Raw genomic sequence first — 18161 nt, forward strand, 5'->3', positions numbered from 1 at the left:
ATATCTATCCTCCTATGGTGATCATACTGCGATTCTCAATATTTAAGGCCTCTATCTGCTGAATGGCCGTCGTAAATTGGCCGCCAAGTTCTTTGGCTTTCGACTTTATGTTTTGGTTGATCAGCGGTAATATCGGCTCACCAGCTCTCAGCGGACCGAGTAAATCCGTCTCTGCACTGGAGAAAAGACAATTTTTAAGCTTTCCATCTGCGGTCAAACGCATCCTGTTACAGCCTCCACAGAAGGGGGCAGTCATGGTACTGATGATAGCGAAATCACCCTGATGGCCAGGAATTGCATACTTTCTTGCGGTATCATGAACACTGCCAGGCAATGCAATGAAATCAAACTGCTGGGCGGCAATCTCCAGGATCTCTGCAGAGGAAACGACTTTATTACTGGTCCAGCGGTTTCCACTGAAAGGCATAAATTCGATAAATCGGATGTGTACCGGGGCATTTTTTGTCCAGGCGATGAACGCATTGATTTCCATATCATTCAGATCTTTCATCACCACTACATTGATTTTCACTTCAATGCCCCGGGATAAAAGAAGCTCAATATTTTGCTGCACCTGCAAAAACAGGTTGCGCCGCGTAATGAGGGTAAACTTGTCTGGATCAAGCGTATCCAGACTAACATTGATCGATTTAATACCCGCATCAACCAGTACATCAATGAAGTCATGCAACCTGGTGCCGTTAGTTGTAATACTTAACTCCACGGGCAGCTGAGATAAGCCGGTAATAATCTTTTCAGCATCTTTACGTACAAACGGTTCGCCACCGGTAAGTCTGATCTTTTTTACCCCCTCGGCTACAAAAAGCGAAGCCAGTGAAAAGATCTCTTCCGGTTGCATCAAGCGGGAAGGTGGACTGAAATTGTACTCCTCGTCCGGCATACAATAAAAACACCGCAGATTACAGTTGTCCGTCAGCGAAATGCGTAGGTAATCGTGAACACGGTTGTAGCTATCAATAATCATATCTAATTTCCTTTTCCTGCATCAATAATCTGCTCTTGCTGCCCGGACATAAATGTAACGTAATCTTCTGCAGTATCAATATCTACTGATCCTTTAGGAAATGGAAAAGACAAAACATTTGTTTGATACTTCTTTAAAATTTTCTTTGCACCCTCCTGCCCTTCGAGCTTCAGCAATTCATCGAAAAACGCCCTGCCGAAAATCGCAGGGCTCCCTAGGGTGTCGCCATAACTGCAAGCCAGGATACCAGCTGCAGCCGATTCATATTGCCTGATCATTTCCCTGAAAAGGCCAGTGGTAACATAAGGCTGATCACATACCAGCAGTATACAGGCCTCAAGAGTGGGTTGCGCAAACAACAAGGCTCGCACACCGCTCCTTATAGAAGTAGACATACCATGTTCCCAGTCCGGATTGAAATTTACCGGCACATCAAACCCGGACAAGGCCTTCCGGATCCCTGAATCTGCCGCACCACTAACCACTACCGTTGTGGATTCTGCCACATCCAAGGCTTGCTGCACGATATGCGCGATAAATGTACTGCCGTTTAGCTCAAGCAGCTGTTTGGGTCTGCCGAGCCTCGAAGAACTGCCGGCAGCCAGAATAACGATCCCGTATTTTGACATTAGCTATGAATGGGTTCTTCTTTGTGGCGAAGTGATCCGGCGAGCTTACCCGAAAGCACCGCCTTTATCTCCGCAGTGACCGACAAGGCAATTTCTTCGGCGGTTTCCGCACCAAGGTCCAGGCCTACCGGACTATATACATTTTCAAGTTCAGCGTCAGAAATTGCTTTACCTGCAGCAGCCAGTTCATCTAACATACGCTGCATCTTTTTCTTTGGCCCAAGCACCCCGATATAAGGGCAATTGGTCTTCGTGATCTGACTCAAAACCTCAAGATCATAGTTGTAATTGTGAGTCATCAGTACTGCCGCAGTACGCTCATCGAATCGGATGCCGGTTAATGCCGTCTCCGACTTTTGCAAGATCAGGGACGTTGCTTTTGGAAAACGCTCCGCGGTTACATGGCGGCGCCGGCCATCGGCGACATGAACCTCCCAACCGAGGATGTCGGCCATGGCCACCAGTGGCATTGCATCGTTTCCAGCACCAAACACATAGAGCGCAATAGCGGGTGGAATAACCTCTATAAAGGATTTTAATGATAACGATTCAACGGTAATATCCCTGAATCTTGTTTTTTGATCTGTCCATGCAAGTTGCACCTCAGCGATAAGCTCGATTGGTGCATGTTGTTGAAACCAGGTTGTGCTGGTAGACAACTTTTCATTACCCCCAAACAGGAATTGCGTACCGGGTTGCTCCGCACGTTGGTCCAGTGCGAACAGGGTACATAAAACCATATGCTGCCGCTGTGCCTGTAGCAACGTTAGCAGCGCGACTGGGTTCATTGGATCTGCCGGATCAATAGGTTCAAAAAGAATATGGACAATGCCATTACAGCCAAGTTGTACACCAAAACGTGCATCGTCTTCGTCGGTGGTATCATAAGTTACAATCTTATTCCTTTGCTCATTGATTGCCAGCAGCGCCTTTCGGAGCGCATCTCCTTCCAGGCAGCCACCGCTGATCGCCCCGGTGAGCAGGCCATCCTCGGTAACAAGCATCCGAGCGCCAGGCCGTCGGTAAGAGGAGCCTTCAACCTGTACCACAGTGGCCAGAGCGGTCCTTCTACCTGCTAACTGTGCCTGATGCTGCGCTGCAATAATATCTCTGATTTCCTTCATAGCCATTACATTGATCCGGGCGAAAACCCCGTACTAATTACAATATTACTAAAGATTAGTTTCAACAAAAAACAGCAAAGGGCAAAGCCCACAGACGTTTTTAGTTGCTCCGATTTTGCATCGTAATTGCCAGGTACTTGCTACGTACTTCCTACGTATGGAGACGAAGCAAAGCCCTGGCAAGCCCCTACCAGGCACCTTAAAACATTTTCGCATACCCCTGCTCGAAATCGTCGGTATGGCGAAATTAACGCCGGCCGGTAGCCAGTTGTAAAATCCTGAAAATCTTTATTAGAATAGCCGCATCCCGGATGAATAACAGCATAGAGAAATAATCGGAAAAGCCTGTAAAAAAAGAAAGGGCTGCTCCATCCAGACGCATCCCTTTTCTAACCAAATATAAACCTGTATGAACGGGTTTTCCTTTATTTCATCCGGTCAACGTATGTTAACCATAGAACATATAATCTTTTTTATCCGGCAATTACAACTACCTGCCTTTGATGATTCAAATATAGGCTAAATATTCTTAGTGTAAAACATACACTAACATTTTAACACTATTTTAACAATTCTGTGAGAATCTGCTCCTGTATTCAGGACTAACGCTACACCTTTGACTTGACAAAGCCCGTTCCACAAATCCGGTAATTTGTTACGAATTGCACCGGTGAAAACCTGCATAACATTCGAAGGCAGCCTAGGACTAAGCGAGTTATAAATACTTGTCCTACTGCAGTACTCCGCAAAAGCTTTCCAGAAAATTAAAGGTATTTACGTAGAACTCACTCGTATTAATACCCAATTTAATATAAATGTCAAATTTAAGGCAATATTGTGCTGCAGAAATTATGCAGCTTCAGAAAATAAAATTAGCTTTAAAAAAAGAAAGGGTTGCTCCATCCAGAGACAATCCCTTTTCTAACCAAATATAAACCTGTATGAACGGGTTTTTCTTTAAAAATACCTGATGGCGCTATGCCACTGCGGTATATTATGTCTTCGAAACTAATTAAGTTCGACGATCACCAGAATACTGGGTAATACTATCATCGTTTTCTTCAATTCACTTTTCTTAAAACGTCAAAAACACGACCAAATTGTTGTATTATTAACTTTTTCTACGTTTTTTCTGATCTTTTTATCAAACCTCCCCTAAAAATTTGATTCAACAGTGTTAAATCATACTATTTAAGCTTCGGAGATAATTTAGTATTACTTCAGGGCCTCCTTCCAGCTGTTTGTACCACAGCGTTCACAATCTTTTTCTGGTATTTGCGTATTCGATGTCCGGTTTTCAGCCGCATATTGGTTCATAAATGCTAGATTGTTGGGTAACCTCCCGTAACCTGAACGGTCGATCCTGTCATGTAGCTGGAATCCTGGGAAGCCAGCAGCACAAATGCAGGTGCAAGTTCTGCAGGTTGTCCTGCTCTCTTTAGAGGCACGTCTTGTCCGAAAGACTTCACCTTTTCCGGTGGCATCGTTGCCGGAATTAGCGGTGTCCATATCGGTCCAGGTGCTACACAATTTACACGAATGCCCTTTTCGGCCCAGAGCTGAGCCATACTGGCGGTAAAATTCTGAATAGCGGCCTTTGTTGCGGAGTATGCAATAAGTTGTGGTGGTGCCTTATAGGCATTTACCGACGTGGTGTTTACAACGGTGCTGCCCGGTTTGAGGTATTGCTCCCCTTCTTTGCAGAGGTAGAATAACGGGTAAATGTTTGTTTTGAATGTCTTGTCCCACTCTTCACTGGAAATTTCCTGAAGGGAATCTCTGGACATTTGAAAAGCCGCATTGTTGACCAAAATATCCAGCTGTCCGAATTCTGCTATTGCTTTCTGAATAATCTGCCTGCAATGCGATTCGTCACTGATATCCCCGGACACCAACACTGCTTTGCGGCCCGCGGCTTCCACAAAACTGGCGGTTTCCTGTGCATCCTCATGTTCATTCAGGTAAGAGATCAGCACATCGGCACCTTCACGCGCAAATGCAATCGCTATGGCACGGCCAATCCCAGAGTCTCCCCCAGTGATGATTGCCTTTTTACCTTCCAGTTTTCCCGAGCCTTTGTAACTTTCCTCGCCGTGATCCGCTTTTGGATCAAGGGGCGCTTCCTTGCCCGGTTCTTCCTGCTCTTGTTCTTTAAAGGGCGGTGTTGGATGCTTTTCTAATGGATTTTGTTCGTTGTTCATTTCGTTCTGCTCCATCGTATGAATTTCTATTGTTGTTAAACCATTGTTTTTTCCCTCCTTAATACGCCAACCGTCAAAATGGTTTCAGGATATTTCAATTAGGTCTCAGATCAAGTAGAATCACATGAGCTTCCGTATATACCACACAATCAACAGGTTTGAAGAAGCTGTTTTCAGCTTAGAGCCGGAACTTGGAATTACTTGGGGCGCTTTTCCTGCAAGAAAGCTTCGAACTCAACTTTCTGATAAACCGGGCATGCTCCGGATTGAGCGGTAATGAAAGCACCCATTGCCACAGCATATTCCAATGTGCTTGCAGGATCGGTATGTTGTAGCCGCTTACTTAAGAATGCTGCAAGAAAAGAGTCTCCACTACCGATGGTATCTTTCACTTCAACAGCAAACGCCTGCTGTTCAAACTGATGTTCACGTGTATAGTAGGTCGCTCCTGCTGCCCCTTTAGTAATTACGATTTCATCCACCTCAAAATTTTTGAAAAGGTATTCGACCTGAGCAGCTTCGCCATCGATTGTTGCATCATACCAGCTGGAGATAATGCCCAGTTCGGCTGCATTTACCTTAAGGAGATTTGCAGCTTTAAGCAATCGGTCGATCACTTCTCGACTGTAATGGGGCGCCCGCAGGTTTACATCAAACACCTTATACAAATGATTAAACTGCAGCATCCTCAGCAGCGTAGCTGCGCTCAGATCATTTCGGGAGGCCAGGCTGCCATAAACCAATGCACTACTACTTTCCAGTAAGTTTTCATATGCTGGTAACCAAGAAATGAAATCCCAGGCTACCGGGTACACGATCTCATACCGCACCTCATGTTCCGCATTTACGGTCGCGATTACTTCGCTCGTAGGTTGCTGCGCATGAACTTGAATGGTTTCAGCGGAAAGTCCGATATCGCCCACAAAATCCAGTAAAGCCTGGCCCAGAGGATCATCACCAACACTACTGATCAACTTACTATTTATACCAAGCTTTTGCAGGTGATATGCCACATTCATTGGTGCACCACCTGGCCTTTTTACATCGGGAAGGATGTCCCAGAGGATCTCCCCAAAGCAGACTACTGCATTGCTTGTATTATTTTCCATGTTTATGATTTAATGTAAAATGATATTGTCTTCGATCTGTTCCAGAGAACGCCCCTTAGTCTCCGGCATCCAGCGCCAAACGAATAACAATTGCAGTACCATCATGGCTGCAAAGAAAAAGAATGTAGTTGCGCCACCCAAGGTTTCCGCAAAGTATGGGAAGCCGAAGGCCACTAAAGCTGCCATTACCCAGTGGGTGGAACTGCCGAGTGTTTGTCCTTTTGCACGCACCTGGTTGGGAAAGATCTCTGAAATAAATACCCAGATAACCGCCCCTTGTGAAAAAGCAAAAAAAGCGATGAAGAACATCATGTAAATGGGAACGGCAAAACCGCTAAAGTCTTCTATGTAAAAGGTGTAGCCAACCAGGAACAGGGAGGCAATCAACCCAAAGGACCCGATGAGCATTAACTTCCGCCGGCCTACGCGATCAATAAAATTTATAGCCAACAGGGTAAATGCAAAATTGATAATACCAATACCGACGGTAGACAACAAGGAGGAATGTGCGCCCAGGCCGGCCATTTCAAAGATCCTGGGTGCGTAATAAATAATGGCGTTGATGCCGGATACCTGGTTGAAAAATGCAAAAAGCATCGCAAGCATTACCGGTTTACGGTATTGGCCGGAAAAGAGACGGTCATGTGCCTTGCTCTCCTGTCCGCTATGTACCGAATTTCTTATGGAGATCAGTTCCTGATCACAGTTCGCGGGATTAATGATCCGTAAAACCTTCAATGCAGCTTCTTCTGCACCCTTTTTCAGAATCAGCCAGCGTGGGCTTTCCGGAATAAAATAAATTAGTACGAGGAACAGTAAGGACGGAAAGGCCTGTACACCGAGCATCCATCGCCAGGAATTTTCGCCTTCGGCGCCGATCAGGTAATTGGACAAATAGGAAATCAGGATGCCCAATACGACATTGAACTGAAATAAACCAACCAGGCGTCCCCTTTTATCTGCAGGTGCGATCTCTGAAATATAGATTGGTGCGGTTACCGAAGATATCCCGACGCCCAGCCCACCGAGCAAACGAAACACCAGAAAAACGTACCAGTCCTGTGCCAGCGCAGTGCCGAGGGCGGAAAGCAGATATGCAGCAGCCACGAAATACAGCGTATTCTTTCGACCAAATTGGTCTGAGGGCTTGGAACCCACCAGTGACCCGATCACCGTACCGATCAGTGCAATAGAAATGGTGAGACCATGTTCAAATACAGTTAAGTTCCAAAACTTTTGAATGGACTTTTCGGCACCGGATATTACTGCGGTGTCAAATCCGAATAGAAATCCGCCTAAGGCTACCACAATAGACCAGGCGAGTACAGCATTTTTGCTCATATCAGTTAAAATATTTGGTTTGGAAGATTTTGCTGCATGAAAATAAGTTAATGTTCGGATCTTCCAATCTTTTTTCTGCGAATGCTGTTATCCCTTAAAAAAGCGTAACATGTGGATATTATGGGCCTTAGCCGCTGCGTTTTCCGCAGCATTAGTTGTAGTGTTGACCAAAGCCGGACTCAAGAATGTTGATTCCAACCTTGCATTTGCCATTCAGGCTGTTTTCATTTTTTGTATTACCTGGGGCATTGTGACCGTTCAAGGGAATTTCGCCGCATTAAAAGAAATTGATCAAAAAGGATGGATTCTGCTTGTTCTGGCGGGAATTGCTACGACCTTGTCTACAGTATTCTCCTACAAGGCACTTTCTATTGGACCAGCGGCATACGTCACAACTGTGGAGCGTCTCTCGCTGGTTATAGCAGTCATCTTGTCAATCATCTTTTTAAAAGAGAAATTCACCTGGCAGCTTGGGCTTGGAGTAACGGTGATGATTGCCGGCGCCGTCCTGATAGCGGGATCGCAGGCCGCATCAAAATAATCAGTCCGGCTTTTGATAGCGGTACAACGGAAAGAAATCAATGTCCATGTCTGCATGCAGCCCTTTATCTGCGAGCAACTCCTCGTAGACCCGCTGATTCGCAATATAGCGCCAGCTGTTGTAGTCCATAAACAATTTGGTAAATCCAGCTTTCCACTTGAACAGGCTATCTTCTTTAAAGTTCAAGCCTCCGCCAAGGTTTATGAATTCATAACCTAGTGATCTTCCCAGTATGCTGGTTTCATCAACCACCAGTTTAGGAGGCGATAGGTTCAGGTGTTCGGTTCTGGTACTCATCAAGTGGACCTGCATGATCTTGTTGGTACAGATCACCACACCTCCACTCACAATTTCATCGTTCAAATAAACCAGCATCAGCTTACTTTCATATTCCTCAGAAGCCAGCAGTTGTTCAAAGTAGCTTGGCGTGAAAAGATAGTAATCTGAAGCACCGACACGCTTCATGTTCTCTGTATAGATCTCCGCATAGGTTTGAATGGCTTCCGCAGATTTTGATTCCCGTACCTCGTAGCCTTTCTCCCGAAGGATACGGATTTGCTGCCGGTAGCTTTTGTGGTAGGTTGCACGCTGCAGCTCAATGGGTACGCGAAGGTCTATGGCGACACTTTTTCCATTAGGGAACAACCCGGAAAAGCTTTCAAGCAGCAGATCCTGGTTGAAAAAAGGATGCAGCCTTGAAAACACAGACACCACTCCTTCCGCTTCCAAGATTTCCAGAAAAGCGGCCTTGAAGCGGGAAAGGAAATCTTTATCCTGCGCATCAAACGGGCGATCAGAGATTGGACCGGTATAGCCATAAACGCAGGTAAGGTCGAAATAACTACTGCCTGGTATGGCACGTTTCACTAGCGGATAGGCAATAAAGTGTTCTCCTTCCTGAAAAACATACAGTCGGGCAGCTTCAGGACTGTCGAGCTTATGATAGTACCAGGTATGATAAAAATCATAGGCTGCCGCCCGGTTAATAAGGTCTGTCCATGCCGCTTTATCTTCAATCGTGTAAATCAACATCATAGCAGCATCAGGTATTAACGAGGAGACTTTCAACGGTCTCTACCAAATATTTCATGTCATCAAGATTGTAGCGCTGATCTATAGGCAATGATATCATGTGCTGCGCAAAGTGATACTCCAAGGCGTCTGGCGACGTCCATTCAAAAACGTTCGGCCAATAGGTAGCGACAAAGATCTTCCGTTCAATCAACTGTGATTTTAAATGATCCTTAGCTATCAACAATGGGTACACCATCGGTGTATCCTCCGGACTATAATGGAACTTGAATTCGTTGATGTCTTTGAAGCGTTCGTGAAGAAAAGCAAAGTGCTCACGTCGTTTTCTGGCACAATCATCGTATTCCACCGCAGCCATCAACTGCTGGGTTAAATTCGACATTTCTTTGATCTCATTATTGATAAGTACATCATTATTTCGAACGTAATCTGCATACCCTGCCTCAACATTTAGATCTGCAGCTTTCACCAGGTGGCTCATACGATCTACAGAGCTATCTTTGCTCAGTTCCAGTCGCCTGGAGCTGCGCGTATACAGATAAGCACCGTCAGGTACGCCGAAGAATTTTCTGCAGGAATAAAAAGTGTCGATACCGATGATTGGCGCAGCATAAAATGCCTGCGCATTGTCTATGATCAGATTTTTTTGCGTTTTACTTAGGGCCCGAACCGTATCGGTTTTAACACCAAAGTAATTCGTGTAAAGCATGCAGGAATGATCATCCACTTCAAAGTCAATAACGGGATCCATGTGCTCATCGATTTTATAGAAATGGTACTGCAGTTGCAGGCGCTTTATAGGCTCTAACAATACCTCACAAGTAAAATAAGGCAGATAGATGGTGGTGTAACCCTGTGTGAGGAGAATGTACTCCAAGCTGTTTCTTGCGGTATTCAGCTGAATAAGGTCAGGGTAGTATGGTTTACCTCCAGGAAGCTGAAGGCCCATATAACCTCCAATGGTTCTAACAGGATGTGTTGAGTTTGGCATATGTATATTATCGCAAGAGCAGGCTAAATTTAGGAAATTCTTTAAGAATTGAACAATGGCTGGCCTATTCGTTGATCAGGATGATCTTACCAATGTGTTCACTGCTTTCAATAACTTCATGCGCAACGGAGGCCATTGAAAACGGAAAGGTTCTGTAAATAACCGGCTTAAATGCTCCTGACCTAATTACAGGCCATACTTTTTCTTCAATCTCTGCGGCAAGTGCAATTTTAAAGCCAGAATCCCGCGCCCGCAGCGTACTTCCCGTGATGCTGATCCGCTTTTGCATCACTTTCCATAGTTCCAGTGACACCTGGCTGCCTTGCATGGCATTGATGTACACCAGGCGGCCCTCCGGTTTGAGCAGATTGATGTTCTTGCTGAAGTAATCTCCTCCAATCATGTCCAGCACCACATCCACACTATCCCGGGGGATCTCTGCTTCGAAATCATGGGTTTTATAATTGATGAACTGATCCGCGCCGAGTTTTAGACATGCCTCCCCTTTCTCGTTTGTGCCGACGGTGACGATGACCTTGGCTCCGAAAACTTTGGCAAGTTGGATCGCTGTGATGCCGATACCACTGCTTCCACCGTGCAGCAACAAAGTCTCACCTGGCTGAAGCTTACCGCGCTGAAACACGTTGTGCCAAACCGTGAATATGGTTTCTGGCAATCCCGCTGCGGCAGCAAAGTCCATGTTCTCAGGAATGGGCAGGCATTGACCCTCGTTTACGGCAACAAGGCTGGCATATCCACCACCAGCGATCAAGGCGCAAACCCGGTCACCGGTCTTCCATCGTTTTACACCCGGTCCACATGCTACCACAATCCCGGCGACTTCCAATCCGGGGATATCTGCAGATACACCTTCAGGTGCCGGATAGTTGCCCGATCTTTGCGCAATATCGGGACGGTTTACACCTGCAGCTTCAATGGCGATCAATACTTCGCCTGTACCTTCTATGGGATCCGGACGTTCTGTAGTTCTTAAAACAGAAGCTGCTCCAGGTTCAGAAATAATTACTGCTTTCATATCGTTCTATATATAATAAAATTAACCGCCCTGGGGCTACAATAGTTTGACGCTAAAATTCATGATACTTTTACATTTTCTTTTAAAACTACAATTTGAATGAACTGTTATAACTTAAATTTTTAGACATGAACGCAAATCAGGAAGAAAAAGAACAAGCGCGGGACGGACACGATAATACCGGTACGCAGGGTTATGATTCTTTGCAAGACGCCGGTTATACAGGAACTGGTGAGGGCCGCAAAGCTAATCCGGGTACTGGTACCGGTAGCTCTTCAGAAAGTTTTCACGAAGTACCTTCACCGGAAAAAGAAATCAGCGATGAAGACCGTGCGTTGGATTCAGGAATTTAACGACATCAGAAAAAGCTTCAGGCTTACCAATTATGAAAGTCGAACTCAAGAAAGATTATGTGAATTTGCACGTTTTGATCGAAGCCGAAACATCAAATGTTGTTAAGGGTATTTTGATCTTTTTCAATATCTGCACCCTGGCCATAGTCCTCTTGTCTTTGGTCGACTGGCTGCTTGCCTTATTTGTGATTGGAATACTGCTTATGGCACTGTTCGGATGGCTTACACTTTGGTATGGCTTTGGGAAAGAAAAGCTGATCATCAACACGAAATCGATCAGCTATCAGTACATGTATGGCCTATATACGACCAAACTGGAGGCCCAACCTATAAAACGGGCGCTCAACATTTCTCTCGCGCCCTCCCGTGAAAGAAATGGACTCGAATATTTCAATGTCATTTTTGAGACATACAACAAGCATAATGTCCCTGAAGAGATTTACAGAACCTCGCTGGCAATTACCCGCGCAGAATTTGCGGTGTTGAAACAATCGCTCCGCACCTTATATTTTGAGAAGGTTGACCCGGAATATCACCGGCAGCCCTTTATCCTAAACTAGGGGTACAAACTTCGCTAAATCCTTCAGCGAATGGTTTTTATAAACAAGAGGTGCATCCTGGTTGTTAGCTATGCAACTTCTAAACTTAATTTAAATCAATTATTATGAAAAAAGTGTTTTTAGCGGCAACTCTGGTTGCAGCCTTAATGGTTCAGGCATGTAATTCCGGCCAAAGCACGGATGGCACCACTGACTCGACTTCTATGGATTCCACTGAAATGAGCAGCACATCCGACATGGCAACGGATACCAGTGGGCGGAACCCTGCATCGTCTGATCCTAAAGCGTTTATGGAACAAGCAGCGATTGGAGGTATGATGGAGGTTGAAGCCGGAAAAATTGCGCAAACACAGGCATCCAGCCAACGTGTTAAAGATTTCGCGGCATTGATGGTAAAAGATCATAGTGCTGCAAACAAGGAGTTGATGGGCATAGCCAGCAAAAAGTCCGTAACCGTACCTGCTAGTTTACCGGCTAACGAGCAACAGCATCTTGATGCCATGAAAAAGATGTCTGGTGCGGAATTCGATAAGCACTACATGGGCATGATGGTACAGGATCACGACAAAACCGTCTCGCTGTTTCAGGCAGGCAGTAAGAATTCGGATGCAGATGTAAGTGCTTTTGCAACCAAGACGCTTCCTATCATTGAAGGTCATGCTAAGATGGCAACGGAAATTCAAGGTACACTGAAGTAGCGAAAACTGATGACATAAAAAAAGCGGCAATGCCGCTTTTTTTATGTCTGAATTTCTAGATTATTTACTTAACGCCCCAGGTTTTTGATGGCTGGCTTCCCATTTTAATAACCAGATTACCACCTGCGGTAATCTCCTGGTGTTTAAGGAAGCTGCTGGTCCGGGGTTTTCCGTTGAGGGTTACGCCCTGGATGTAAATATTTTCCTGGGAATTGTTTTCCACTTTGATGTTGAACTTTTTACCACTTTCCAGATTGATGGTAGCCTCATCGAATAAGGGGCTTCCGAATACATATTCTCCACTGATCGGATTGGCCGGGTAGAAGCCCAGGGCCGAGAAAATGTACCAGGAGGACATTTGTCCAACATCCTCATTACCGGAAAGACCATCTGGAGCATCGGTGTATAAGTCATTTAGGATATGACGAACATGTTTAGCGGTTTTCCAAGGCTGTTTAGCATAGGTATATAAATAGGTGATATGATGGCTTGGCTCATTTCCATGTGCATACTGTCCTATAAGGCCGCTGATATCAGGTGAGGCATCATCACCAAGGTGGCCTTCCACAAGAAACAGCGAATCTAATTTCGTGGTGAATTGCTTTCTTCCACCCATCAGGTTAATTAAACCTTCAGGATCCTGCGGCACCAACCAGGTGTACTGCCATGCATTTCCTTCTGTATAGTCGTCTGCGCGGTGAATAGATTTTACCGGATCAAATGGTGTTCTCCATTTGCCGGGACCAACTTTCGCGCGCATGAACTGGGTGCTTTTATCGAAGTAGTTCTGATAGTTGAGCCCACGTTTATGGAAATACTTGTAGTCTTCTGGTTTATTCATCTTCTGGGCAACTTTGGCAATGCTCCAGTCGGCAATCGCATACTCAAGGCCCATCGCCACAGACTCCACAGTACTGTCTGCAGGAATATACCCATACTTCTTCACGAAGTTGAGTCCTCTTTCGTCCAGCATTGCCGTCTTTTTCATGGCTTCGAAAGCAAGTTTATGGTCAAAGGAGTTGAAACCTTTCAGCACGGCATCTGCAACGACGATAACGCCCGGATTTCCCACCATGGTATTGGTTTCATTCCCCATCAGGTGCCAAACTGGTAGTTTCCCCTGCTGCTGATAGATGGCAAGCATGGTGTTGATCATATCATTGACACGCTTTGGCTGAATAATGGTATACAAGGGATGTGCAGCACGATAAGTATCCCATAAAGAGAAGGTCGTCAGGTTCGTGAAGTTTGCATTTTTGTAGACATTCTTGTCGGTTCCACGATAATCACCATTGTGGTCGTTGAAGGTAGAAGGCGCGATCATGGTATGATATAGCGCGGTGTAGAAATTCCGCTTATCCTTCAGATTTGCGGTCTTAATTTCAAGCTTTCCAAGTTCTTTATTCCAGGAGGCATCTGCTTTAGCTACAATCTCGTCGAAATTCCATCCCGGGATTTCCGCTTTGATATTCATTGCAGCATTCTCCATACTTACCGGGGAAATGCCCACACGGATTTGAATTTGTTCATCCGCTTTGGTGTTGAAATATGCGGTAGCTACCAGCTTTTTACCACGGTATTCGGAACCCGTTAGTACCGCGGAAGAGTCTGAAGCAACAAACTTGTCAAAGGGTTTGGAGAAGATCGCAGTAAAAAAGATTCGTTGATCATTAGCCCAGCCCTTAGAATATCTATAACCCGCAATGGTGGTATCATTGATCTTTTTGATATAGGTGTCTGTCGCGATGTCCCAGCCAATGCCCTGACGGAGGTCTATCCGGATTTTTGCAGCGGTGGAAGCTGGGAAGGTGTAGCGGTGAAAGCCTACCCTTTCAGATGCGGTTAGTTCTGCGTGGATATTGCTCGGCGACATGCGTACTCCATAATATCCTGGTTTCACCACTTCTTTATCATGGGTGTAGAGCGCCAGTTTATCATCAATGCCGGGTAAAATCGAAATATCGCCAAGGTCACCTATTCCCGTACCACTTAGATGCGTATGGGAAAAGCCAACAATCGTAGAATCTGAATAATGGTACCCTGAACACCAGTCCCAGCCTTGAGATCTGTTGGTTGGTCCGAGCTGTACAGCACCAAATGGAACACTTGCGCCCAGGAATACGTGGCCATGACCACCTGTACCAATATATGGATCTACAAACTGGCTCAGGTTTGGAGCACTAGATTTGGTGGCCTTGGTTTGAACTTGTGCAATGGCGTTGCTTCCAAGGCACATGGTAATGCCGAGAAAGCAAGGAATAATCTTACTAAATTTCATTGGTTAAATGGTTGAGCGGGCTAAATAAAGAATTTTATAGGAGAAAATCGGTATCAAAGCCTATTTTAGCGAGATAATCGGGTAAGTAATGGTAAAAAAACTGTTGTCAAATACGGGTATATTTTTCTTAAACAGCTTGTCACTGTTGCCCTTAAGTATACTCTATCTTTTGGCAGATGGCGCTTACCTGCTCCTGTACCACGTGATCCGTTACCGGCGGAAGGTTGTTTACGAAAATTTGCATAATGCATTTCCTGAAAAGGACGATGCCGAGGTTGAACAAATTGCAAAGAAATACTACAAACACCTTTCCAACCTCATGGTGGAGATTATCAAGATGGCAAGTATTTCACCATCGGAGCTAAAAAGACGGTTTACTTTCAAGAATTTACACCTCATGAATGACTATCATGAGCGTGGCCAAAGCACACTAATATGCTCAGCGCATTATGGTAACTGGGAATGGGGTACACTAGCCTTAGGATTGAACACCACTGCTGTTGTTTACCCAATCTATAAACCGGTTTCGAACGAGGCTTTTGGCGGCTGGTTCAAACGTATAAGAAGCCGCTTTGGAAATCGGCTGATCCCTATGCGGCAAACTTTACGTGCGCTTCATGCAAGCAAAGACGTTCCGACGATATTTTGCTTCGGCAATGACCAAACTCCCCTGCGGGAAGAATCCACTTATTGGCTGAACTTTCTGAACCAACCAACAGCCATACTGCTGGGGCTGGAAAAAATTGCGGTAAGAACGAACCGCCCGGTGTTCTATATGCGTGTGCGGGTATTAGAAAGAGGCTATTATGAAGTGGAATGTGTTCCGCTCTGCCTGAATCCGGCAGAAACTGCAGCACATGAGATCACCAACTTACATGTTAATTACCTGGAACAGATCATAAAAGAAGAACCAGCCTACTGGTTATGGAGTCACCGCAGGTGGAAGCACAAGCCTCAAGATTAGATTAGTTTTACAAACATTACTATACACGAATTGTTCTTTAACTATTATATATATACTACCAGAAGTTAATTTTAAGTGTTTAAAACACCCATTATGCCAAGCATTCAGGAAAACCATGTTATAACGAAAATATTATCAATAGATATAGGGGGCAGCAGTATCAAAGCCTGCATGTTAAATGCCGATGGTCAGGTACTGTCGGAATACACCAAATTACCGACTCCGGAAGAGTCCACACCGGAAGCTGTACTCGAGGTGATTAAGATGCTTGCTTCAACGATGGGAGACTTTGATGCCGTTTCCGTAGGATTTCCGGGATATGTAAAGTTTGGCATTGTAGAGACAGCACCGAACCTCGCTAAAAAGCAATGGAAACATATACCTTTTGCTCAGGAGATCAGTAACACTTTTCACAAACCGGTCCGTTTAGTAAATGACGCAGACCAACAAGGCCTTGGCGTGGTGGATGGCGAGGGCTTTGAAATTGTCATTACACTAGGTACGGGAATGGGAACCGCCCTGTTGTATGATGGGCAACTATTGCCGCACCTGGAGCTTGCACATTTTCCGGTTAGCAAGGATAAAGATTACGATGATTATGTTGGAGATCGAGCCTTTGAAAAAATCGGCAAAAAGGAATGGAATGAACGCGTACAGCGGGTAATTGAAATCTATAAAACAGTTTTCAACTATGACCGCTTGTATATTGGTGGTGGAAACGCTAAGGAAATAGACTTTGAGCTCGACGAGAATATCCGCCGGGTGAATAATCGTGAAGGCATAAAAGGTGGGGCTAAGCTTTGGAAGACAAAAGAACAATACCAGATCCGTACAATATATCCAACACACTAAACAAGCAATCACCTGCCTGCATGAACAGGCATACAATAAAATAACAAATGAAAAAATACACCTTAGGAATGATTGGCCTTGGAACCATGGGCCGAAATTTATTGCTAAACATGGCCGACCACGGCTTCGAAGTTACCGGGTATGACAAGGATCCGAAGATGCTTGCCAAACTTGAGGAAGATGGGAAAGATAAGAACTTAAAAGGCCATGCCTCGCTTGAAGAATTTGTTCAAAGCCTGGAACTTCCGCGCCGGATTGTGCTTTTAGTTCCCGCGGGTCCAATCGTTGATAGTGTGATCTCAGAGCTACAGCCCTTACTGGAAGCCGGTGATATGATTATCGATAGCGGTAACTCCCACTTTACTGATACCAGCCGCAGAGCCGAAGACTTATCAAAAACAAACATACACTTCTTCGGCATGGGTATCTCCGGCGGTGAAGAAGGTGCACGTTTTGGGCCAAGTATGATGCCTGGTGGCGATAAACAGGCCTATAGTGCAATGAAGGAAGTTCTTGAGGCGGTGTCTGCAAAGGTGAACGGCGAGCCTTGTGTAACTTACATCGGTCCGGGTGCTGCAGGTCACTTCGTGAAAATGGTGCATAACGGAATTGAATATGCGATGATGCAGCTGCTTGCGGAAGCCTATGATATTATGAAGAATAGCCTGGGTTACAACAATGAGCAAATCGAAGCGACCTTTAAGGAATGGAATGCAGGACGTATGAAGTCCTTCTTGATGGAGGTTACCGCGGATGTATTTAAATTTAAAGACGAAAAAACCGGAAAACTGCTCATTGACCTGATTAAAGACGAGGCAAAATCGAAGGGTACTGGCAAATGGACCTCTCAGGTTTCCATGGATCTTTACTTGCCGATCCCGACCATTAACGAGGCCGTAAGTACGCGCGATTTATCCAAGCTGAAAAAACTGCGCGTTGCGCTATCTGAAGCATTTGAGAAACCTGAAACAAAAATTGACGATCCGGAGCAATTCATCGTTGATCTGGAAAACGCATTGTATTTCTCCATGATCGTTTCCTATGCGCAAGGTTTGCATCTGTTGACACAGGCTTCCGAGGCATACAAATATGAACTTAAGCTTGACGAAATTGCTAAGATATGGCGTGGCGGATGTATCATCCGTGCGGAACTGTTACAGGATATCTATGCTGCTTATCAGGCAAAACCTGATCTTGAACATCTGTTTGAAGATCAAAATATACAGCAGAAGATTGCAGGAACCCTTTCTGGTGTCCGCAAGGTATGCAGTACCGCGATGAACCATGGGATCGGCATACCGGCCTTCGCCTCCGCCCTGACCTATTTCGATTCTCTAAGAACCGCAAACCTGCCAAGTAACCTGACCCAGGCCCAGAGAGATTTCTTTGGCGCACATACATTTGAACGTACCGATGAGGAAGGTATCTTCCATGCAAACTGGAATGCCGAAAATTGATCATAAAAAT

General features: G+C 45.2%; 17 protein-coding genes. 7 read left to right on the forward strand and 10 right to left on the reverse strand.

Annotated features, from left to right (window positions below):
* Positions 1-4 precede the first annotated feature (4 nt).
* The 6 genes from moaA to AC5WJX_RS12995 all read right to left on the reverse strand — a co-directional run bounded on the left by moaA (position 5) and on the right by AC5WJX_RS12995 (position 7389).
* A complete protein-coding gene (moaA, locus tag AC5WJX_RS12970; protein ID WP_494484850.1) occupies positions 5-985 on the reverse strand; it encodes a GTP 3',8-cyclase MoaA in 981 nt (326 codons plus the stop codon).
* A gap of 2 nt (positions 986-987) precedes the next feature.
* The gene (locus tag AC5WJX_RS12975; RefSeq protein ID WP_494484851.1) at positions 988-1614 is read right to left on the reverse strand and encodes a nucleotidyltransferase family protein; all 627 of its coding nucleotides are present in this window, start codon (positions 1612-1614) and stop codon (positions 988-990) included.
* Entirely contained in the window at positions 1614-2738 is a 1125-nt protein-coding gene (locus AC5WJX_RS12980) for an XdhC family protein (protein ID WP_494484852.1), read from the reverse strand. The genes AC5WJX_RS12975 and AC5WJX_RS12980 overlap by 1 nt, the downstream gene beginning before the upstream one ends.
* A gap of 1322 nt (positions 2739-4060) precedes the next feature.
* Positions 4061-4954, reverse strand: a complete 894-nt coding sequence (locus AC5WJX_RS12985; RefSeq protein WP_494484853.1) for a glucose 1-dehydrogenase — start codon at positions 4952-4954, stop codon at positions 4061-4063.
* Between the two features lie 182 nt (positions 4955-5136).
* A complete protein-coding gene (locus tag AC5WJX_RS12990; RefSeq protein ID WP_494484854.1) occupies positions 5137-6048 on the reverse strand; it encodes a carbohydrate kinase family protein in 912 nt (303 codons plus the stop codon).
* A 9-nt stretch (positions 6049-6057) separates the two neighbouring features.
* Positions 6058-7389 carry a sugar porter family MFS transporter gene (locus tag AC5WJX_RS12995; RefSeq protein WP_494484855.1) on the reverse strand — a complete coding sequence of 444 codons (1332 nt, stop codon included), beginning with the start codon at positions 7387-7389 and terminating at the stop codon, positions 6058-6060.
* A gap of 109 nt (positions 7390-7498) precedes the next feature.
* On the opposite strand from AC5WJX_RS12995, the gene AC5WJX_RS13000 reads away from it, so the two are divergent.
* On the forward strand, positions 7499-7930 hold the full coding sequence (locus tag AC5WJX_RS13000; protein WP_494484856.1) for an EamA family transporter: 432 nt from the start codon (positions 7499-7501) through the stop codon (positions 7928-7930).
* Here AC5WJX_RS13000 and AC5WJX_RS13005 read toward each other — a convergent pair whose 3' ends face one another.
* The 3 genes from AC5WJX_RS13005 to AC5WJX_RS13015 all read right to left on the reverse strand — a co-directional run bounded on the left by AC5WJX_RS13005 (position 7931) and on the right by AC5WJX_RS13015 (position 10989).
* Entirely contained in the window at positions 7931-8965 is a 1035-nt protein-coding gene (locus tag AC5WJX_RS13005) for a GNAT family N-acetyltransferase (protein ID WP_494484857.1), read from the reverse strand.
* A gap of 7 nt (positions 8966-8972) precedes the next feature.
* On the reverse strand, positions 8973-9953 hold the full coding sequence (locus tag AC5WJX_RS13010; RefSeq protein ID WP_494484858.1) for a hypothetical protein: 981 nt from the start codon (positions 9951-9953) through the stop codon (positions 8973-8975).
* A gap of 64 nt (positions 9954-10017) precedes the next feature.
* Positions 10018-10989, reverse strand: coding sequence for an NAD(P)H-quinone oxidoreductase (locus AC5WJX_RS13015; RefSeq protein WP_494484859.1), 972 nt, complete (start codon positions 10987-10989; stop codon positions 10018-10020).
* Between the two features lie 128 nt (positions 10990-11117).
* On the opposite strand from AC5WJX_RS13015, the gene AC5WJX_RS13020 reads away from it, so the two are divergent.
* From AC5WJX_RS13020 to AC5WJX_RS13030, 3 genes are all read left to right on the forward strand, one after another.
* Positions 11118-11342, forward strand: a complete 225-nt coding sequence (locus tag AC5WJX_RS13020) for a hypothetical protein (RefSeq protein ID WP_494484860.1) — start codon at positions 11118-11120, stop codon at positions 11340-11342.
* Positions 11343-11374: 32 nt separating this feature from the next.
* Entirely contained in the window at positions 11375-11902 is a 528-nt protein-coding gene (locus AC5WJX_RS13025; protein ID WP_494484861.1) for a hypothetical protein, read from the forward strand.
* Between the two features lie 104 nt (positions 11903-12006).
* A complete protein-coding gene (locus tag AC5WJX_RS13030) occupies positions 12007-12600 on the forward strand; it encodes a DUF4142 domain-containing protein (protein WP_494484862.1) in 594 nt (197 codons plus the stop codon).
* Between the two features lie 64 nt (positions 12601-12664).
* On the opposite strand, the gene AC5WJX_RS13035 is transcribed toward AC5WJX_RS13030, so the two are convergent.
* Positions 12665-14878 carry a GH92 family glycosyl hydrolase gene (locus AC5WJX_RS13035; RefSeq protein ID WP_494484863.1) on the reverse strand — a complete coding sequence of 738 codons (2214 nt, stop codon included), beginning with the start codon at positions 14876-14878 and terminating at the stop codon, positions 12665-12667.
* A gap of 88 nt (positions 14879-14966) precedes the next feature.
* Between AC5WJX_RS13035 and AC5WJX_RS13040 the strand changes: the two genes are divergently transcribed.
* The 3 genes from AC5WJX_RS13040 to gnd all read left to right on the forward strand — a co-directional run bounded on the left by AC5WJX_RS13040 (position 14967) and on the right by gnd (position 18151).
* A complete protein-coding gene (locus tag AC5WJX_RS13040) occupies positions 14967-15842 on the forward strand; it encodes a lysophospholipid acyltransferase family protein (protein WP_494484864.1) in 876 nt (291 codons plus the stop codon).
* A 93-nt stretch (positions 15843-15935) separates the two neighbouring features.
* Positions 15936-16694, forward strand: coding sequence for an ROK family protein (locus AC5WJX_RS13045; RefSeq protein WP_494484865.1), 759 nt, complete (start codon positions 15936-15938; stop codon positions 16692-16694).
* Positions 16695-16741: 47 nt separating this feature from the next.
* Entirely contained in the window at positions 16742-18151 is a 1410-nt protein-coding gene (gene gnd, locus AC5WJX_RS13050) for an NADP-dependent phosphogluconate dehydrogenase (protein ID WP_494484866.1), read from the forward strand.
* Positions 18152-18161 lie beyond the last annotated feature (10 nt).

It is taken from the genome of Pedobacter sp. NEAU-ZC8 (assembly GCF_059278965.1).